At 71.1% G+C, this 18,788-nt stretch carries 16 protein-coding genes; 5 read left to right on the plus strand and 11 right to left on the minus strand.

What is annotated here, in order from left to right; all coding sequences use genetic code 11:
• Positions 1 to 18 precede the first annotated feature (18 nt).
• Positions 19 to 1,704: a BCCT family transporter gene (locus tag RM609_RS08265; protein ID WP_311609195.1), complete on the minus strand. Its 1,686-nt coding sequence runs from the start codon at positions 1,702 to 1,704 to the stop codon at positions 19 to 21.
• A gap of 253 nt (positions 1,705 to 1,957) precedes the next feature.
• On the opposite strand from RM609_RS08265, the gene uppS reads away from it, so the two are divergent.
• The 4 genes from uppS to RM609_RS08285 are packed head-to-tail and all read left to right on the plus strand — an operon-like array spanning position 1,958 to position 6,216.
• A complete protein-coding gene (gene uppS, locus RM609_RS08270; protein ID WP_311609197.1) occupies positions 1,958 to 2,692 on the plus strand; it encodes a polyprenyl diphosphate synthase in 735 nt (244 codons plus the stop codon).
• Positions 2,693 to 2,694: 2 nt separating this feature from the next.
• A complete protein-coding gene (locus RM609_RS08275) occupies positions 2,695 to 3,708 on the plus strand; it encodes a terpene synthase family protein (protein WP_311609690.1) in 1,014 nt (337 codons plus the stop codon).
• Positions 3,705 to 5,039 carry a cytochrome P450 gene (locus RM609_RS08280; protein WP_311609205.1) on the plus strand — a complete coding sequence of 445 codons (1,335 nt, stop codon included), beginning with the start codon at positions 3,705 to 3,707 and terminating at the stop codon, positions 5,037 to 5,039. Before RM609_RS08275 ends, RM609_RS08280 begins: the two co-directional genes overlap by 4 nt.
• A 58-nt stretch (positions 5,040 to 5,097) precedes the next feature.
• Positions 5,098 to 6,216 carry a glycerate kinase gene (locus RM609_RS08285; protein WP_311609207.1) on the plus strand — a complete coding sequence of 373 codons (1,119 nt, stop codon included), beginning with the start codon at positions 5,098 to 5,100 and terminating at the stop codon, positions 6,214 to 6,216.
• Positions 6,217 to 6,295: 79 nt separating this feature from the next.
• Here RM609_RS08285 and pssA read toward each other — a convergent pair whose 3' ends face one another.
• From pssA to RM609_RS08330, 9 genes are all read right to left on the minus strand, one after another.
• Positions 6,296 to 7,150, minus strand: a complete 855-nt coding sequence (gene pssA, locus RM609_RS08290; protein ID WP_311609209.1) for a CDP-diacylglycerol--serine O-phosphatidyltransferase — start codon at positions 7,148 to 7,150, stop codon at positions 6,296 to 6,298.
• A complete protein-coding gene (locus RM609_RS08295; RefSeq protein ID WP_311609211.1) occupies positions 7,137 to 7,793 on the minus strand; it encodes a phosphatidylserine decarboxylase in 657 nt (218 codons plus the stop codon). Before RM609_RS08295 ends, pssA begins: the two co-directional genes overlap by 14 nt.
• Before the next feature lie 201 nt (positions 7,794 to 7,994).
• Positions 7,995 to 9,200, minus strand: coding sequence for an acyl-CoA dehydrogenase family protein (locus tag RM609_RS08300; protein WP_311609221.1), 1,206 nt, complete (start codon positions 9,198 to 9,200; stop codon positions 7,995 to 7,997).
• 1 nt (position 9,201) lies between these two features.
• Positions 9,202 to 9,714 carry a MaoC family dehydratase gene (locus RM609_RS08305; RefSeq protein ID WP_311609226.1) on the minus strand — a complete coding sequence of 171 codons (513 nt, stop codon included), beginning with the start codon at positions 9,712 to 9,714 and terminating at the stop codon, positions 9,202 to 9,204.
• A gap of 3 nt (positions 9,715 to 9,717) precedes the next feature.
• Entirely contained in the window at positions 9,718 to 10,695 is a 978-nt protein-coding gene (locus tag RM609_RS08310; protein ID WP_311609231.1) for an HpcH/HpaI aldolase/citrate lyase family protein, read from the minus strand.
• Positions 10,692 to 12,704 carry a protein meaA gene (locus RM609_RS08315; RefSeq protein ID WP_311609233.1) on the minus strand — a complete coding sequence of 671 codons (2,013 nt, stop codon included), beginning with the start codon at positions 12,702 to 12,704 and terminating at the stop codon, positions 10,692 to 10,694. Before RM609_RS08315 ends, RM609_RS08310 begins: the two co-directional genes overlap by 4 nt.
• An 18-nt stretch (positions 12,705 to 12,722) precedes the next feature.
• A complete protein-coding gene (gene ccrA, locus RM609_RS08320) occupies positions 12,723 to 14,060 on the minus strand; it encodes a crotonyl-CoA carboxylase/reductase (protein WP_311609235.1) in 1,338 nt (445 codons plus the stop codon).
• 371 nt (positions 14,061 to 14,431) lie between these two features.
• Positions 14,432 to 15,292 carry a TetR family transcriptional regulator gene (locus RM609_RS08325; protein WP_311609237.1) on the minus strand — a complete coding sequence of 287 codons (861 nt, stop codon included), beginning with the start codon at positions 15,290 to 15,292 and terminating at the stop codon, positions 14,432 to 14,434.
• Between the two features lie 100 nt (positions 15,293 to 15,392).
• Positions 15,393 to 17,222 (minus strand): 3-hydroxyacyl-CoA dehydrogenase family protein, encoded by a 1,830-nt coding sequence (locus RM609_RS08330; protein WP_311609239.1) that lies wholly within the window; start codon positions 17,220 to 17,222, stop codon positions 15,393 to 15,395.
• Positions 17,223 to 17,547: 325 nt separating this feature from the next.
• On the opposite strand from RM609_RS08330, the gene RM609_RS08335 reads away from it, so the two are divergent.
• Positions 17,548 to 18,186, plus strand: a complete 639-nt coding sequence (locus tag RM609_RS08335) for a HEAT repeat domain-containing protein (protein WP_311609240.1) — start codon at positions 17,548 to 17,550, stop codon at positions 18,184 to 18,186.
• Here RM609_RS08335 and RM609_RS08340 read toward each other — a convergent pair.
• Complete coding sequence (locus RM609_RS08340) at positions 18,156 to 18,689, minus strand: GNAT family N-acetyltransferase (protein ID WP_311609241.1); 534 nt, start codon at positions 18,687 to 18,689, stop codon at positions 18,156 to 18,158. The two genes, RM609_RS08335 and RM609_RS08340, sit on opposite strands and share 31 nt — an antisense overlap.
• Between the last annotated feature and the right edge of the window lie 99 nt (positions 18,690 to 18,788).

Here is an 18,788-nt window from a genome sequence, read left to right on the forward strand (position 1 = left end):
GCCGGCTTTCCCGTCGCGTCAGGACGGACCGCTTCCGCCGCCGCGCCCGTCCTCGTCCCGGTCCCGCGTGCTGTCCGCGAGCCGGCGCAGCCGGGGGTGGCGCACCGGCCCGTGCTCGGTGACGGCCTCGCCGACCATCGTGCGCAGGGCGTCCCGGAGCCCGTGGAGGGCGTGGTGCCGCGCGGGTCCGGCGCCCGGGTCCGTGCGCAGTTCGGACACCAGCGACCAGCACACGGCCAGCATCACCAGCACGAAGGGCAGCGCGACCAGGATCGTCGCCGACTGGAGGGACTTCAGCCCGCCCGCCACCAGCAGCACCGCCGCCACCGCGGCCATCAGCACGCCCCACACCACCACCAGCCAGGTGCGCGGATGGAGGGCGCCCCGGCTGGAGAGCGAGCCCATCACCAGCGACGCGGAGTCCGCGCTGGTGATGAAGTACGTCATGACCAGCGCCATCGCGATCCACGAGGTGAGCGTGGCCAGCGGCAGGGTGTCCAGGAGGGCGAACAGGGAGGACTCGGCGCCCTCCTTGACCGTGCCCGCCATGTCCGCGGCCCCGGTCAGGTCCAGGCGCAGCGCGCTGCCGCCCATTACGCAGAACCACACCACCGTCGCCCCGCTGGGCACCAGCAGCACCCCGATGAGGAACTCCCGTACCGTCCGGCCGTGGGAGATCCGGGCGATGAACGTGCCGACGAACGGCGCCCACGACAGCCACCACGCCCAGTAGAAGATCGTCCACGCGCCCAGCCACTGGGAGTCGGTGAAGGCGCCGGTACGGGTGGCGAGCGTGAGCAGGTCGTTGAGATAGCCGCCCGCGGCGGCCGGGATGGTGTTGAGGACGAAGACGGTCGGCCCGAGGAGGAAGACGAAGAGCATCAGGACGGCGGCCAGCGCGATGTTGAGCGTGCTGAGCCATTTGACGCCCTTGTGGAGCCCGGAGAAGGCGGAGAGCACGAAGGCCGCCGACAGCGCCGCGATGATGACGAGTTCGAGGCCCGTGGTGTCCTTCACCCCGGCCGTGATGTTCAGCCCCTTGGACACCTGGAGGGCGCCCAGGCCCAGGCTGGTCGCCGTGCCGAAGACCGTGGCGAAGACCGCGAGGAGGTCGATGACCCGCCCCGGCCAGCCGTCCGCCCGCTCCTGGCCGAGCAGGGGGACGAACACCGAACTGAGCCGGTTCCCCCGGCCCTTGCGGAATCCCGCGTAGGCGAGCGCGAGCCCGGCCGTGCCGTAGATGGCCCACGGGTGGAGCGTCCAGTGGAAGAACGAGTACTCCAGGGCCGTACGGGCGGCGGCGGGGGAGCCCGCCGTCACCCCGCTGCCCGGGGGCGGGGAGACGAAGTGCTGGAGCGGCTCGCCGACGCCGTAGAACATCAGCCCGATGCCCATGCCGGCGCTGAACATCATGGCGATCCACGCCAGATTGCCGAACTCCGGCGTCGAGTCGTCCGCGCCCAGCCGGATCCGGCCGTACCGGCTGAAGGCGATCACCACACACAGCACGAGGAAGACGTCGGCCGCGATCACGAACAACCAGGCGAAATTGGACAGCACCCAGCCCAGGGCCGAGGACGAGACCCGGTCGAAGGACTTCCCGGCCAGCGCGGCCCAGGCCACGACCGCCAGGACCGCGGCCATGCCGATGGCGACGAGGGGCGGGTCCGGGGCCTCCGCGCGCTCCGTGTGCTCGGTGCTCATGACGCCCCACTATGGCCGGGAATGGCCCGATCGGTCGTGCGGGCGCGCCGCCCGGGGCGGGGGTAGTGCGGCAGTTCCCCCATGAGCGTGTGCGACGCGCGTGAGCCCCTTGGCTCCTCCACGGTCCGTGCGGGGCGCACGTGCCGCCCGGCTTGCGTCCGTGCGCCCTGCGGCTACGCCCTGGCTCCCTGTTCGTGCGATGTCAGGATGAAAAGAGAAATAAGCCATCGCCCATCGAGCTGGGGGAGCCGTCATGCTGCCCGAAACGCGTTCCTGGTCCTCGTGCCGGCACGACCTCGTGGGCAAGGTACCCCGGCATTTGGCGGTCATTCTCGACGGCAACCGCCGCTGGGCGGAGCGACACGGCCTGCCCCTGGCGGACGCCTACCAGGCGGGAGCCGGCCGGGTGCGCGAGCTGCTCTGCTGGTGCGACGAACTGGGGATTCCCTATGTCACGGTGTGGGCGCTGTCCCAGGACAATCTGTACCGGGAGCCCAAGGTCGTCGACCACATCGTGGAGGCGATCACGGCGGGGCTGCGACGGATCGCAGCGGAGGGCCGCTGGTCGATCAGGATCATCGGTTCGCTCGAGCACCTTCCGCACCAGGAGCAGGCGGCCGCCCTCCGGGCCGTGGAGCGGGATTCCGCCATCGCGACGGGGGCCCGGCTCGTAGTGGCGGTCGTATACGACGGACGGCGGGAAATCGTCGCCGCGGTTCGTGAGCTGATCTGTGCCTATGTCGATGGCTCGCTCGCCGGGGAGCTCACTGAGCAGCGGCTGGAGAGCTTTCTGAGCACGGCGGGACACCCCGATGTCGACTTGTTGATCCGGACCTCGGGGGAGAGTCGACTGTCCGGATTTATGCTCTGGCAGACGGCTTATGCCGAGTTCTACTTCACACCGACGTATTGGCCGGATTTCGACCGGCGCCATTTCGGTTACGCACTGACGGCCTACGCTGAACGGGACAGGAGGCGCGGGCTGTGACGATGCCACTCACCGGCTGGCGGCTGCCGGCTCTGCACTATCCCTTCCCGCCCGAGATCCACCCCGAGGCCGCCGCCGGTGAGGCGCATCTGCTGGACTGGGCGCGGCGCGAGGGGCTGATCACGGACGAGCGGGAGTTCGCGGCCTTCGCGCGGGCCCGCTTCGGGGAACTGGTGGCCAGGGAGTTTCCCGGTGCCACCCGGGAAGGGCTCGAGCTCGCCTGCGAGATCTACGCCTGGCAGTTCGTCTTCGACGACCGTTACTGTGACCGGCCCGGCGCCGACTGGGACACCGCCCACCTGGGGCTGGCCGCGCTGCGCGTGTTGACTGCAGTCGAGGAGAGCCTCGCCGCCGGCCACGCGGCCGCCCCCGGGCACACCGCCGATCCGTGCGCCCGGGCGCTCGTCGGCATCTGCCGTCGGCTCGCGACGATGGGAAGCCGGGTGCAGCTCGAGCGGTTCCTCGCCGCCGAGCGGATGTACCTGCTGGGAGCGCTGGCCCAGTCCGCGACCGTCACGACCGGCAGGACGCCGCCGGTCGACGAGTACATCACCATGCGTTACTACATGTGCGGCACCCCGGTGGCCTTGGCGGTGCTCGACGCCGCCTACGGCTTCGAACTGCCCGAGGAGGAGTACCGGGACCCCGACGTCCAGCGACTGTGCCGGATCACCGCACACGTCACGGGCTGGGCCAACGACGTTCTCTCCTATGGCCGGGAGGCCACGGGACCCGACGAGGTCGCGCTCAACCTCCCCACTGTCCTCGCCTCCGCCCGCGCGCTGACCGCCCAGGAGGCGCTGGAAGCGTCCGCGCGGATGCACAACGAGGAGATCGCCGCCTACCTCCGTCTGGAAGCCCGCGTGTCGGCCCGCGCCGACCACCGGCTCCGCTGCTATCTGAGCGGACTGCGGTCGATGATGCGGGGCTTCTACGACTGGGGGCTGGCCACCGACCGCTATCGCGTAGGCACGCACTTTTCCGGCGCCATCCGTCCGCTGGAGGTCCGCCCGTGACACGTCCCTCCGACATCCCGACCGTGCCCGGTCTGCCCGTCGTCGGCAGTGCTCTCGACCTCGCCCTCCGCCCGCACGCCTTCCTGTCCACCCTGTCCCGCTACGGTGACTTGTCAGCCGTGCGCCTCGGGCCAACGCGCGCGTTCTTCGTCAGCCACCCCGACCTCGTGCACCAGATGCTGGTCACCGACGCGGACCGGTTCGTTCGGGGACGGCTCTTCCAGAAGATCAAACCACTGCTCGGCGAGGGCCTGGTGATGTCGGAGGGAGCCGTCCACCGTCGCCAGCGCCGCATGGTGTGCCCCGCCTTCCGGCACAGCAGGCTCGGCGGCTACGCCGAGGTGATCCAGGACGTCGCCGAGCGACGCCTCTCCTCCTGGACCCCGGGCCGTCCGGTCGACCTCGTGCGCGAACTACAGGAGCTCGGCTTCGACGTCGCATCGAACCTGCTCTTCTCGGACGGCATAGACCCGCAGGTGATGGCGGTGATACGGCGTTCCTTTCCCACCGTCCTGGCCTCGGTCATGCGTCGCACCCTGGCCCCGACCGATCTGCTCGAGAAGGTACCCACCCGCGCCAACCGCGCCTTCGCCACCGCCTCCCGAGAGCTGCACGAGGCCGTCGACACGGTCGTCGCCCGCTACCGTGAGCGCGGCGCGGGCGGCGACGACCTGTTCTCCGCCCTGCTGGCGGCCCGCGACGAGAGCACCGGCCGGCCCATGACCGACCGGCAGCTCCACGACGAGGTCGTCTCCGTCCTGACTGCGGGCGGGGAGACCACCGGCACCGCGCTCACCTGGTGCGCCTACTTCGTCAGCCACCGCCCAGAGGTGGGCGAACGCCTGCGCCACGAAGCCGACACCGTCCTCCACGGCAAGCCCGCTCGCTACGAGCACCTCGCGGACCTCTCCTACACCCAGCGCGTAGCGACCGAGACCGTGCGCCTGTACCCGCCGGTCTGGATGCTCACCCGGCAAGCCGTGACCGACACTCGCCTCGGCGGCCACACTGTCCCGGCCGACAGCACCCTCTTCCACTCTTCCTACGCCATACAGCGCGACCCGCGCTTCTTCACCCGCCCCCACGACTTCGACCCCGACCGCTGGCTGCCTGAGCGGGTCGGGCCGGATCAACGGCACGCCTACATGCCCTTCGGCCGGGGCATCCACGGCTGCGTCGGCGAGCGGGTCGGGTGGATGGAACTCGTCATCGTCCTGAGCACCATCGCCCGGTTGTGGAGGCTCGCGCCGGTGCCCGGCGCCCCGGTCCGTCCGGTCTTCCGCACCAACGTCCTGCCGCGACGTCTCCTCGTCATACCCGAACCCCGGTAGGGTCGCCGCGGCGCGACGACCCGTACGGCCTCCGGGCCGGGGAAGCGAGGACGGCACGGTGGCGGAACCGACACGCGTACTGATCGCCGCGGACAAGTTCAAGGGATCGCTGACCGCCGTGGAGGTGGCCCGGCACGTGGCCGCCGGGCTGCGGCGGGTGGTGCCGGGGGTGGTGCCCGTGGCGCTGCCGGTCGCGGACGGCGGTGACGGGACCGTCGCCGCCGCCCTGGCGGCCGGCTTCGGGCGCCGTGAGGCGACGGTGACCGGGCCCCTGGGGCGGCCGGTGGGGGCCGCGTACGCGCTGAGCGGCGACGGCGGCACGGCGGTGGTCGAGATGGCCGAGGCGTCCGGGCTGCGGCTGCTGCCGCCCGGACGCCTCGCGCCGCTCACCGCGACCACGTACGGCACGGGCGAGCTGCTGCGGGCCGCGCTCGACGCGGGGGCGCGCGACATCGTGCTCGGGGTCGGCGGGAGCGCCACCACCGACGGCGGGGCGGGCATGCTCGCCGCGCTCGGGGCGCGCTTCCTGGACGCGGCCGGGCGCCCCCTCGGCCCCGGGGGCGGCGCCCTCGCCGCGCTCGACCGCGCCGACCTGTCCGGGCTGGACCCCCGCCTGTCCGGGACCCGGATCGTGCTGGCGAGCGACGTCGACAACCCGCTCACGGGCCCGCGCGGGGCGGCGGCGGTGTACGGGCCCCAGAAAGGGGCGAGCGCGGCGGACGTCGCCGCGCTGGACGCGGGCCTCGCCCGCTACGCGCGGCTGCTGGACGGCGGCCGCCTCGCGGACGCCCCGGGCGCCGGGGCGGCCGGCGGCCTCGGCTACGGCGCCCTGGCCGGGCTGGGGGCGGCCTTCCGGCCCGGTATCGAGGTGATGCTCGACGTGCTGGGGTTCCGCGCGGCGGTGGCGGAAGCGGACCTCGTCATCACCGGGGAGGGCTCGCTCGACGAGCAGACGCTGCACGGGAAGGCGCCGGTGGGGGTGGCGCGGGCGGCGTCCGGGACGCCTGTGGTGGCCGTCTGCGGGAGGCTCACGCTGGATGCCGCCGCCCTCGCCGGCGTGGGCATCGAGCGGGCGTATGCCCTCACCGAGCTGGAGCCCGACCTGGAGCGGTGCGTGGCCCACGCCGGGCCCCTGCTGGAGCGCCTCGCGGCCCGTATCGCGCACGACTACCTGTGACACCAGCTCCCTGATGTACGTCGAGGGGCCCCGAGCTGTGAAAGCTCGGGGCCCCTCGACGTACATCAGGGAGGTACTCCTACTGCGGCTGCGCCGCCTCCCGGGCTTCGCGCCGGTTGTCGCGGAAGGTGTTCACCCTGCGCGCCGTCGCGAAGAGCGGGATCACCGCGCCCAGGACCACCTGGAGCGCGCAGCCCGTCTGGAGGAGGAGCTCACCGCCGGGCGCGTCGAACGCCCACGCGGCCAGCAGGCCCATGCTGAGCACGATCCAGCTGAGCATGGCCACCGCCAGCGGCCCGCGCGGCTTGGGGTACTCGACCCGGCTGACCATCAGCCACGCCACGCCCATGATCGCGAGCAGCGTCGGGACGAAGGGCAGCTCCAGCAGCACGATCGAGACCACCGTGAGCGCCCCGAAGGGGCTCGGCATGCCCTGGAAGATGCCGTCCCGCATCGGCACGCACGAGAAGCGCGCCAGTCGCAGGACGACGGCGAGCAGCACCACGATCGCGGCGACCGCCGAGACGCGCTGGTGGGCGTCGTCGGCGACCATGCCCCAGACGACCACGAAATACGCGGGCGCCAGGCCGAAGCTGATCAGGTCGGACAGGTTGTCCAGCTCCGCGCCCATCGCCGAGCTGCGCAGCTTGCGCGCCACGAGCCCGTCGAAGAGATCGAAGACCGACGCGAGCAGCATCAGTATCACGGCCGTGGCCGCGCTGTGGCGGGCCATTCCGCCGTCCTCGTTCCCCGTGAGGTGGGGGATGAGGACGCCGGTGGTGGTGAAGTAGACCGCCATGAAGCCGCAGATCGCGTTGCCCAGGGTGAGGGTGTCCGCTATCGACAGCCGGGTGGACAGCGGCATGGGGTCCGTGTCCTCGGTCTCCGCCTCGGGAACCCAGGCGGCCTGGGTGTCCGGATCAATCACGGTCAAGACGTGTCACCCCTGCCGTGGTGGCCTGGCCGACCTCGACCGCGATCTCGACGCCCTCGGGGAGGTAGATGTCGACACGCGAACCGAAGCGGATCAGGCCGATCCGATCGCCTTGCTCCACCTTGGTGTCCGCCCCCACGTAGGGGACGATGCGGCGGGCTACGGCACCGGCGATCTGGACCATCTCGATGTCACCGAGCTCCGTGTCGAAGTGCCAGACGACACGCTCGTTGTTCTCGCTCTCCTTGTTGAAGGCCGGCACGAATCCACCCGGGATGTGCTCGACCGACGTCACCGTGCCGGCCAGCGGCGCGCGGTTGACGTGGACGTTGAGCGGGCTCATGAAGATCGCGACGCGGGTTCGTCCGTCCTTCCAGGGCATGATGCTCTGCACCACGCCGTCGGCCGGGGAGATCACCCGGCCCTGGCCGATCTCACGATCGGGGTCGCGGAAGAACCACAGCATGCCGGCCGCGAGAGCGGTGGTGGGTACGGCCAGCGCAGCCCAGCGTCCGGAGCGGCGGGCCTTGGTGAGACTGACCGCCGCCGTGGCGACGGTCGGCAGGAGCCACGGCGATGCTCCGCGCGCGAGGCGAACACCGCGGAGGCTGTCGCGAGGTGCAGAGGAAGAGCTGTGGGGCATGGGTGACCTTCGTAGCGGAGGGTGCCGCATAACGATCGGGGGACGGCGGCTTTCCGGGGATGCTATCGGTTGCGGGCGGCAACTGGCTAAGCGCCAAGGCCAGTCGATGGCCGAACCACGACTACAGGGTGTGATCTTCTTCTCTGCACCATCACCGCCATCTCACCGTAAATGGGACTTAATCCCCGGTCAACCCCCGTCTCAGCCCTGAATCCGGTACTCCTCCAGGAGCCGGCGCCCGATGATCATTTTCTGGATCTCGGCCGTGCCTTCGCCTATCAGGAGCATCGGGGCCTCGCGGTAGAGCCGCTCGATCTCGTACTCCTTGGAGAAGCCGTAGCCGCCGTGGATGCGGAACGCGTCCTCGACGACCTCCTTGCAGTACTCGGAGGCCAGATACTTCGCCATACCGGCCTCGAGGTCGTTGCGCTGCCCCGAATCCTTCTTCCGGGCCGCGTTGACCATCATCGCATGGGCCGCTTCGACCTTTGTCCCCATTTCGGCAAGCTTGAACTGAATTGCCTGATGCTGTGCGATGGGTTTTCCAAAGGTGTGACGTTGCTGTGCGTAGGAGACACCCAATTCGAACGCACGCTGTGCGACGCCGCAACCACGGGCCGCCACATTGACCCGGCCGACCTCGACGCCGTCCATCATCTGGTAGAAGCCGCGGCCGGTGGCGCCGCCCAGCACCCGGTCCGCCGGGACGTGCAGCCCGTCCATGATCAGCTCGGTGGTGTCGACCCCCTTGTAGCCCATCTTCTCGATCTTGCCGGGGATGGTCAGCCCCGGCTTGACCTGGCCGAAACCGGGCTCCTTCTCGATCAGGAAGGTGGTCATCGACTTATGCGGGGCCGTGCCCTCGGGCCGCCCCTCGTCCGTGCGGACCAGCACGGCCACCAGCGTCGACGAGCCGCCGTTGGTCAGCCACATCTTCTGGCCGGTCAGGACGTAGTCGTCGCCGTCGCGCACCGCCTTGGACGTGATCGCCGACACATCCGAGCCCAGGCCCGGCTCCGACATCGAGAACGCGCCCCGCACCTCGCCCGTCGCCATGCGCGGCAGGAAGTGGTCCTTCTGTTCCTGAGTGCCGTGCTGCTTGAGCATGTAGGCGACGATGAAATGCGTATTGATGATTCCCGACACACTCATCCAGCCCCGGGCGATCTCCTCGACGCACAGGGCGTATGTGAGAAGGGACTCACCCAGCCCCCCGTACTCCTCCGGGATCATCAGCCCGAAAAGCCCGAGTTCCTTGAGGCCCTCCACGATGCGGGTGGGGTACTCGTCGCGGTGCTCCAGCTCGGTCGCGACCGGAATGATCTCTTTGTCGACGAATTCCCGGACCGTGGCGAGAATCTCCCGCTGGACGTCCGTCAGTCCTTCGGTGCGCGCCAGACGGCCCATCTCACTTCTCCCGGATGATCGGCTCGGGGCGGCCGGGCTGCTCCCCGCCGCGCTTGTCGGTGTACTCGGCGGTGGGCACCATCACCTTGCGCCGGAAGACGCAGACGACGGTGCCGTCCTGCTTGTAGCCGATCGTCTCCACATGGACGATCCCGCGGTCGCTCTTCGACTTCGACGGGGTCTTGTCGAGCACCCTGGTCTCGCCGTAGAGGGTGTCGCCGTGGAAGGTCGGCGCGATGTGCCGGAGCGACTCGATCTCCAGATTGGCGATCGCCTTGCCCGAGACATCGGGCACCGACATGCCCAGCAGCAGGGAGTAGACGTAATTGCCCACCACCACGTTCTTCCCGAAGTCCGTGGTCTCCCCGGCGTAATGGGCGTCCAGGTGCAGCGGGTGGTGGTTCATGGTCAGCAGGCAGAAGAGGTGGTCGTCGTATTCCGTGACCGTTTTCCCGGGCCAGTGCTTGTAGACGTCACCGACCGTGAATTCCTCATAGGTGCGGCCGAACTGCATCGCTCATGCCTCCGGGATCTCGAACACCGAGGTACGGACCATCCCGGCGGCGCGGCCCTTGCCGGCGACGACGAGCGCCATCTTCCGGCTCGCCTCGTCGATCATCTCGTCGCCGAGCATCGCCGAGCCCTTCTTGCCGCCCGCCTCGGATGTGCACCAGTCGTAGGCGTCCAGGATCAGCTCGGCGTGGTCGTAGTCCTCCTGGGAGGGGGAGAAGACCTCGTTGGCGGCGTCGACCTGGCCGGGGTGGAGCACCCACTTGCCGTCGAAGCCCAGGGCGGCCGCGCGGCCGGCCACCTCACGGAAGCCGTCCACGTTCTTGATCTGGAGGTAGGGGCCGTCGATCGCCTGGAGGTCGTTGGCGCGGGCCGCCATCAGGATGCGCATCAGGATGTAGTGGTAGGCGTCCGCCGGGTAGCCGGGCGGCTGCTCGCCGACCACGAGCGACTTCATGTTGATGGACGCCATGAAGTCCGCCGGCCCGAAGACGATCGTCTCCAGGCGGGGCGAGGCGGCCGCGATCGCGTCCACGTTCACCAGGCCCTTGGCGTTCTCGATCTGCGCCTCGATACCGATGCGCCCGGTCTCGAAGCCCATGGTCTTCTCGATCTGGGTGAGCAGCAGGTCCAGGGCCACGATCTGCTGGGCGTCCTGCACCTTGGGCAGCATGATGCAGTCCAGGTTGGGCCCCGCCCCCTCGACGACCGTGATCACATCGCGGTACGTCCAGTGGGTGGTCCAGTCGTTGACCCGCACGACCCGGGTCTTGCCCGTCCAGTCGCCCTTGTTCAGCGCGTCGACGACCGTGTGCCGGGCGCCCTCCTTGGCCAGCGGGGCGCAGGCGTCCTCCAGGTCCAGGAAGACCTGGTCGACGGGGAGGCCCTGGGCCTTCTCCAGGAAGCGCGGGTTGCTGCCGGGGACGGCGAGGCAGGAGCGACGCGGGCGGAGACGGTTGCCGGGGGCGGGGGTGGTGCCGGTCATGCGGTGACCTCCAGTGGGTCGAGGCTGTTCGCTCTGCGGATCTCGTCGACGATACGGCCGATGATCTCCGTGATGCCGAAGTCCTTGGGGGTGAAGACGGCCGCGACTCCGGCCGCCTTGAGGGCGGTGGCGTCCGCGGACGGGATGATGCCACCGACGATCACGGGTATGTCGTCCGACCCCGCCTCGCGCAGCCGGGCCAGCACGTCGGGGACGAGCTCGGCGTGCGAGCCGGAGAGGATCGACAGGCCCACGCAGTGGACGTCCTCGGCGACGGCCGCCGAGACGATCTGTTCCGGGGTGAGCCGGATGCCCTGGTAGACCACCTCGAAGCCCGCGTCGCGGGCCCGTACGGCGATCTGCTCGGCGCCGTTGGAGTGGCCGTCCAGGCCGGGCTTGCCGACCAGCAGCCGCAGCTTGCCGGCGCCCAGTTCGCCGGCCGTGCGGGCGGCCTTCTCGCGGACGGCCGCGAGCGGGGTGCCCGCCTCGGCGGCCACGGCCAGCGGGGCGCCGCCGACGCCCGTCGGGGCGCGGAACTCGCCGAAGACGTCCCGCAGGGCCCAGGACCACTCGCCGGTGGTGACGCCCGCCCGGACGCACTCCAGGGTGGCGGCCATCAGGTTCTCCGTGCCGGCCGCGGCCTTCTTCAGCGCCGAGAGGGACTCCTGGGCGCGGACCTCGTCGCGGTCGTCGCGCCAGGTGTGGAGGGCGGCGACCACACGGGCCTCGTTGGCCGGGTCGACGGTCATGATGGCGGTGTCGAGATCGGCGGTGAGGGGGCTGGGCTCGGTCGCCTCGTAGCAGTTGACCCCGACGATCTTCTCCTCGCCGGACTCGATCCGGGCCCGTCGCTCGGCGTGCGAGGAGACCAGCTGCGCCTTGAGGTAGCCGGACTCCACGGCGGCCATCGCCCCGCCCATCGCCTGGATCCGCTCGATCTCGGCCAGGCACTCGGTGACGAGCCCGTCGACCTTGGCCTCGATCACATGCGAGCCGGCGAAGATGTCCTCGTACTCCAGCAGGTCGCTCTCGTGGGCGAGGACCTGCTGGATGCGCAGCGACCACTGCTGGTCCCAGGGGCGGGGCAGGCCCAGCGCCTCGTTCCAGGCGGGCAGCTGCACGGCGCGGGCGCGGGCGTCCTTGGAGAGGGTGACGGCGAGCATCTCCAGCACGATGCGCTGGACGTTGTTCTCCGGCTGGGCCTCGGTCAGCCCCAGGGAGTTGACCTGGACGCCGTAGCGGAAGCGGCGCTGTTTGGGGTTCTCGATGCCGTAGCGCTCCCGGGTGACACGGTCCCAGATGCGGCCGAAGGCCCGCATCTTGCACATCTCCTCGACGAAGCGGACGCCCGCGTTGACGAAGAAGGAGATACGGGCGACGACGTCGCCGAAGCGCTCGGCCGGCACCTGGCCGGAGTCCCGGACCGCGTCCAGGACGGCGATGGCCGTGGACATCGCGTAGGCGATCTCCTGGACCGGGGTGGCCCCCGCCTCCTGGAGGTGGTAGCTGCAGATGTTGATCGGGTTCCACTTGGGGATGCGGCCCACCGTGTAGGCGATCATGTCGGTGGTGAGCCGCAGGGAGGGCCCGGGCGGGAAGACGTGCGTCCCGCGTGAGAGGTACTCCTTGACGATGTCGTTCTGCGTCGTCCCCTGGAGCTCGGCGATGTCGGCGCCCTGCTCCTCCGCGACCACCTGGTACAGGGCCAGCAGCCACATGGCGGTGGCGTTGATGGTCATGGAGGTGTTCATCCGCTCCAGCGGAATGTCCTTCAGCAGCCGCCGCATGTCGCCGAGATGGGCGATGGGGACCCCGACCCGTCCCACCTCGCCGCGGGCGAGGACGTGGTCGGGGTCGTAGCCGGTCTGCGTCGGGAGGTCGAACGCGACCGAGAGGCCGGTCTGGCCCTTGGCGAGGTTGCGCCGGTAGAGCTCGTTGGACGCCTCGGCCGTGGAGTGCCCGGCGTACGTCCGCATCAGCCACGGACGATCCTTCAGACGATCGGTCATGTAACGCAGCCGTCTCTTCTAGACGTTACGGAAGAGGTTGATCGCGTCCAGATGCCGCTCGCGCAGCTCGTGGTCGCGCACGCCCATGCCCTCCTCCGGGGCGAGGCACAGCACGCCGACCTTGCCCTGGTGGAGGTTGCGGTGGACGTCGTACGCCGCCTGGCCGGTCTCGGCCAGGGTGTAGGTCTTCGACAGGGTCGGGTGGATCTTGCCCTTGGCGATCAGGCGGTTGGCCTCCCACGCCTCGCGGTAGTTGGCGAAGTGCGAGCCGACGATCCGCTTCAGCGACATCCACAGATAGCGGTTGTCGTACTGGTGGTTGAAGCCGGAGGTGGAGGCGCAGGTGACGATGGTGCCGCCCTTGCGCGTGACGTAGACCGACGCGCCGAAGGTCTCGCGGCCGGGGTGCTCGAAGACGATGTCCACGTCCTCGCCGCCGGTGAGCTCGCGGATGCGCTTGCCGAACCGCTTCCACTCGCGCGGGTCCTGCTCGTGCTCGTTCTTCCAGAAGCGGTAGCCCTCGGCGCTGCGGTCGATGACCGCCTCGGCGCCCATCCGCCGGCAGATCTCCGCCTTCTGCTCGCTGGAGACGACACAGATGGGGTTGGCCCCGCCCGCGAGCGCGAACTGGGTGGCGTACGAGCCGAGTCCGCCGCTCGCGCCCCAGATCAGGACGTTGTCGCCCTGCTTCATTCCGGCGCCGTTGCGGGAGACCAGCTGACGGTAGGCGGTGGAGTTGACCAGCCCGGGGGCCGCCGCCTCCTCCCAGCTCAGGTGCTGCGGCTTGGGCATCAGCTGGTTGGACTTCACCAGGGCGATCTCGGCCAGGCCGCCGAAGTTGGTCTCGAAGCCCCAGATGCGCTGCTCCGGGTCGAGCATGGTGTCGTTGTGCCCGTCGGCGGACTCCAGCTCCACGGAGAGGCAGTGGGCGACGACCTCGTCGCCGGGCCGCCAGGCGTTGACGCCGGGCCCGGTGCGCAGCACGACGCCGGCGAGGTCGGAGCCGATGACGTGGTACGGCAGGTCGTGGCGCTTGCCGAGGGGGGAGAGCTTTCCGTAGCGCTCCAGGAAGGCGAAGGTGGAGACGGGCTCGAAGATCGAGGTCCACACCGAGTTGTAGTTCACTGAGCTGGCCATGACGGCCACCAGGGCCTCGCCGGGCCCGAGTTCGGGAACGGGGACCGTATCGAGGTGGAGCGACTTGCGGGGGTCCTTCTCCCGGGTGGGGAGCCCGGCGAACATGTCCGCCTCGTCCTTGTGCACGGTCATCGCGCGGTACGACTCGGGCAGGGGGAGCGCGGCGAAGTCCTCGGCGCGGCTGTCGGGCGCGAGGATCGCGTCCAGGATCTGGTTCACGGTTTGCCTCCGGCGAAGCACGTCGTGGAAACGGGCTTGAGGGAACGTCGGGGGTGGAGCGCTGCGGGTGGAGCGAGGGGGCGGTGCCGTCGGTCCGGCGGGTGGTGCTCCCGCGCGGGTGGCGCGGAGGAAAGCGATGCCTGGTGACGCAGGCGTCCGGGCGCGCAGCACGAAAGGGTCTGCGGGGACAGCCGGCACACGACGGTGGTCTTCGCGCCGGCCGCCCGGACACCGACAACGTATGGCACCGCGTGCCACTCGACAAGACACTGCGTGCCAACAATTTCTCTCAGATGTCATCCGGAGGGCACGGATGAGCAACAATGGCCACCCCAAAGGGGTGGCCATTGTGGTGAGTTGTCTGGTTTTTCCTATGTCTTCTTGAGCGCCTTCTCGATCGCGCGCATGACCTCGTCCAGCGGCGCGTCCGTCCGGGCCACCGTCACCAGCACCTCGCCCTCGGTCCGCGCCGAGGCGGCCGGGGTCTCCTCCTGGGCGGGCCGGCCGGCGCCGATGCCCGTGCCGAACGTCTCCCGCACGATGGCGAAGGCGTGGTCGAGCTGGACCTCCAGATCGCCCTGGGCGCCCCCGCGCAGCCAGCGGCGCAGTACGTGGTTGTGCGCGGTGACCACCGCCGAGGCGGCGACCTCCGCCAGCAGCGGGTCGTCGTCCCCGGCGTGGTGCGCCGCCTCGTCGAAGTGGCCCAGCAGATAGCGGGTGAACAGCCGCTCGTAGCGGGCCACCGAGGCGATCTCGCGCTCGCGCAGCGCGGGCACCTCACGGGTCAGCCGGTAGCGCTCGACGGAGACGGCGGGGGAGGCCGCGTACATCCGCATCACTTCCTTGATCCCCCGGCAGACGGTGTCCAGCGGGTTCTCATGCGGTGGTGCGGCGTCCAGCACGCCGGCGGCCCGGACGAGCGTGTCGTCGTGATCGGGGAAGATCGCCTCTTCCTTGGAGCGGAAATGGCGGAAGAACGTACGCCGGGCCACCCCGGCCGTGGCCGCGATCTCGTCGACGGTCGTCCCCTCGTAGCCCTTGGACGCGAACAACTCCATCGCAGCCGTGGCCAGTTTGCGGCGCATGGTGAGCCGCTGGGCGGCGGCGCGGCGGGCGCCGGCGCTCCCGGGGCCGGTCTCTCGGGGGGCCTTGGCGGCCTTCGGGCCCGGGGCTCCTCCTGACTCGATGGTGGCCCCGCGCGGTACGCGGGCGGACTTGGCGGGCTGGGACATGTGGGGAACGTAACACGCGTCCGTATGGGCGTGGCGGGACGGACCCTTCCGGGGTTCGAGCAGTCCGCCCCACCCCGCCCCCTCACCGGGCACCGGCCGGTCAGGCCTTCGCGTACTCGCGGAAGCCGCGGCCGGTCTTGCGACCCAGGCAGCCCGCCGCCACCAGGTGCTCCAGCAGCGGCGCCGGCGCCAGCCCCGGATCCCGGAACTCGCGGTGCAGCACCTTCTCGATGGCCAGGGAGACGTCCAGGCCCACGACGTCGAGGAGTTCGAACGGGCCCATCGGATAGCCGCCGCCCAGCCGCATCGCCGCGTCGATCTCGTCCAGCGAGGCGTAGTGCTCCTGGACCATCTTGACCGCGTTGTTCAGATACGGGAACAGCAGGGCGTTGACGATGAAGCCGGCCCGGTCCCCGCAGTCCACCGGGTGCTTGCGGACCCGGGCGCACACCGCGCGGACGGTGGCGTGGACGTCGTCGGCGGTCAGCACCGTCCGCACCACCTCGACCAGCTTCATCGCCGGCGCCGGGTTGAAGAAGTGCATCCCGACGACGTCCTGCGGGCGTGAGGTGGCCCGGGCGCAGGCGACGACCGGCAGCGAGGAGGTGGTGGTGGCCAGCACCGCGCCCGGCTTCACGACCTTGTCCAGCGCGCCGAACAGCTCCCGTTTGACGTCCAGGTCCTCCGCCACCGCCTCCACGGCCAGGTCCACCTCGGCCAGCGCGTCCAGCGAGCCCGCCGGGGTCACGGCCGCGAGCGCGGCCTCCCGCTCCCCGGCCGTCATCCGCCCCTTCGTCACCGCGCGCGCCAGCGACTTCGCGATCCGCCCCTTGGCCGCCTCCGCCTTCTCGGGCGTCCGCGCCACCAGCACCACCGGCAGGCCCGCCTTGGCGAAGACCTCGGCGATGCCGCTCGCCATCGTCCCCGAGCCCACCACACCGACGCGGTCCACCGCGCGCCCCCCGGCCCGGGCGGCCGGCGGGGGCGGGGTCAGGGCGTCCGGCACGATCGCCGAGGAGCCCGGGGCCTCGTAGGTATAGAAGCCGCGCCCCGCCTTGCGGCCGGTCAGCCCGGCCGCCGCCAGCTGCCCCAGGACCGGCGCGGGCGCGTGCAGCCGGTCCTGCGAGGCGGCGTACATCGCCTCCAGGACCGTACGGGCCGTGTCCACGCCGATCAGGTCCAGCAGCGCGAGCGGCCCCATCGGCAGCCCGCAGCCCAGCCGCATCGCCGCGTCGATGTCCTCGCGGGTGGCGTAGCGCGCCTCGTACATCGCGGCGGCCTGGTTGAGATAGCCGAACAGCAGCCCGTCGGCGACGAATCCGGGCCGGTCGCCCACCGCGACCGGCTCCTTGCCCAGTTCATGGGCCAGATCGGTGACGGCGGCCACGGCCGCGGGGTCGGTGAGCACCGAGGAGACGATCTCCACCAGTCTCATCGCCGGCGCCGGGTTGAAGAAGTGGAGGCCCAGGACCCGCTCCGGGCGGGCCGAGTCGGCGGCCAGCCGGGTCACCGACAGGGCGTTGGTGCCGGTCGCCAGGATCGTGGTGGGGCGCACGACGGCGTCGAGGGCGGTGAACACCTCGTGCTTGAGGTCGTAGTCCTCCGGCACGACCTCGATCACCAGATCGGCGTCGGCGGCCGCGGCCAGGTCGGTGGCGGTCCGGAAGCGGCCCAGCGCGGCCCGGCGCTCGGCCTCGGTGATCCGGCCGCGCTCCACGGCACGGGCGGTGGCGGCCTCCAGCGCCGCGCCGGCCCGCAGGGCGGCCGCGTCACTGACGTCGACACCGACGACCTCGCGGCCGGCCAGCGTGAGCACTTCGGCGATGCCGGTACCCATCGTGCCGAGCCCGATCACGGCGACGGTCCTGAGAGACTTCGGGCGGGGGTCCGGACTGAGGGAGGACGGCTCAGAGGTGGACGTACGGTCCATCGCGAGACTCCAGAGGGTGTTCCCCTGCGCGAGGGGAGCGGACGGCGGTCGGCGGCCGCGCGCGGGGCGGCGGCCAGGGGGTTCCGCGAACGGACGGAGGGAGGTCCGCGGAAGGGAGTTGTACGACCGGCGGGGCCCTGTCCCTGGACCGCGCCGTACTCGGGAAAACCGAACCGACGTCAACGCTGTGGCGGCCGCGTCACCAGGCGCCAGAGCGGGGGGTACTGCTCTTGCCGGGAGATTAACTCACGGGTAACCAAGAGCGCCAGGGGTCGTACGCGCGACTTACGATGTGGCCCAGGCCACTCGGGGAGGAGAGCGGGACATGGACGAAGAGCTCCGCGCGCTGCTGCGCAGGGTCCGGGCCGAACTGGTCTCCCCGGCCGAGTTCACGGCCTACGAACGGCTGCTCGCGCTCGTGAAGGCGGACGACGCCGCCGCGCGCGACGAACTCGCCGAGGTCCTGGTGGCCCCCGAACGCCCCCTGTGGGCCCGGGAGATCGCCGCCTTCGCCCTGGGCGTCAAGGGCGACCGCCGCGCCTTCGAGACGCTCGTCCTCCTCCTCAACTACCGCGAGCCCGTGCGCTGCGCCACCGCCGCCCACGCCCTCGCCCGGCTGCGCGACCCCCGCACCGCCCGCGCCGCCGCCGCCCTCGTCACCAACCCCCTGCGCACCGCCTACGCCCTCCACCCCGTCCGGCTGCTCACCGAGCTGCGCGCCCCCGAGTCCGTACCCGCGCTGCTCACCACCCTGGAGCGGCTGCTGGCGGCCCGCGACCACTGCTGGCCGATCGCCCGCGCCTGCGTCGAGGGCCTGGGCGCCCTCGGCGACCGCCGGGCCGAGGCCACGCTCGTCGCCGCCCGCGAACACGAACGACTGCGCCCGGCCGCCGTCGCCGCCCTGTCCCGGCTGGCCGGGCGCGGCGGCGGGGCTCAGGGGGCGCGGACCGGGTCCAGTACGTAGCGGACCTCCGGCACGGCCGTCCCGGCGTAGTCGTCCGACCGTTCGGCGCCGTCGGGCCGGCAGCCGGCGCGCTCGTAGAAACGACGGGCGCGCGCGTTGTCCTTCGCGACCCACAGGACCACGCGCGCCTCCGAGCACCCCGCGCGCGCCCGCATTCCCTCCAGCGCCGCGCCCCACAGGGCCCGGCCGACGCCGGTGCCGATCAGGCCGGGGCGGATGTAGAGCGCGTACAACTCGCCCGAGGCGGGTGGCTGGTCGGCGTCGCGGCAATGCCCGAAGCAGACCCAGCCGACGACGGCCCCCGCAGTCTCGGCCACCGCGTTCACCGCCGGATCACTCCCCGAGGCCAGCCGTTCGCGGTGCGCCGCCGCGTTCGCCACCGGGTCCATCGCGTCCAGATACGCCCGCGGGACGATCCCCGCGTACGCCGCCCGCCAGCCGCTCACCCGGATCTCCGCCACCGCGTCCGTGTCGGCGGCGGTCATCGTCCGTATGGTCACCATGTGCGGAGGTTAGTGCGGGCCGCCGTCGGACGGCCCCGGATTTTGGTGGTCGCGCCGATGGTGATTGGCTTTGCGCGCACCCGCGGTAAGCGGCAAGAC

Origin of the sequence: Streptomyces hesseae (assembly GCF_031845785.1) — a bacterium.
In the GTDB taxonomy this organism is placed as follows: Bacteria; Actinomycetota; Actinomycetes; order Streptomycetales; family Streptomycetaceae; genus Streptomyces; species Streptomyces hesseae.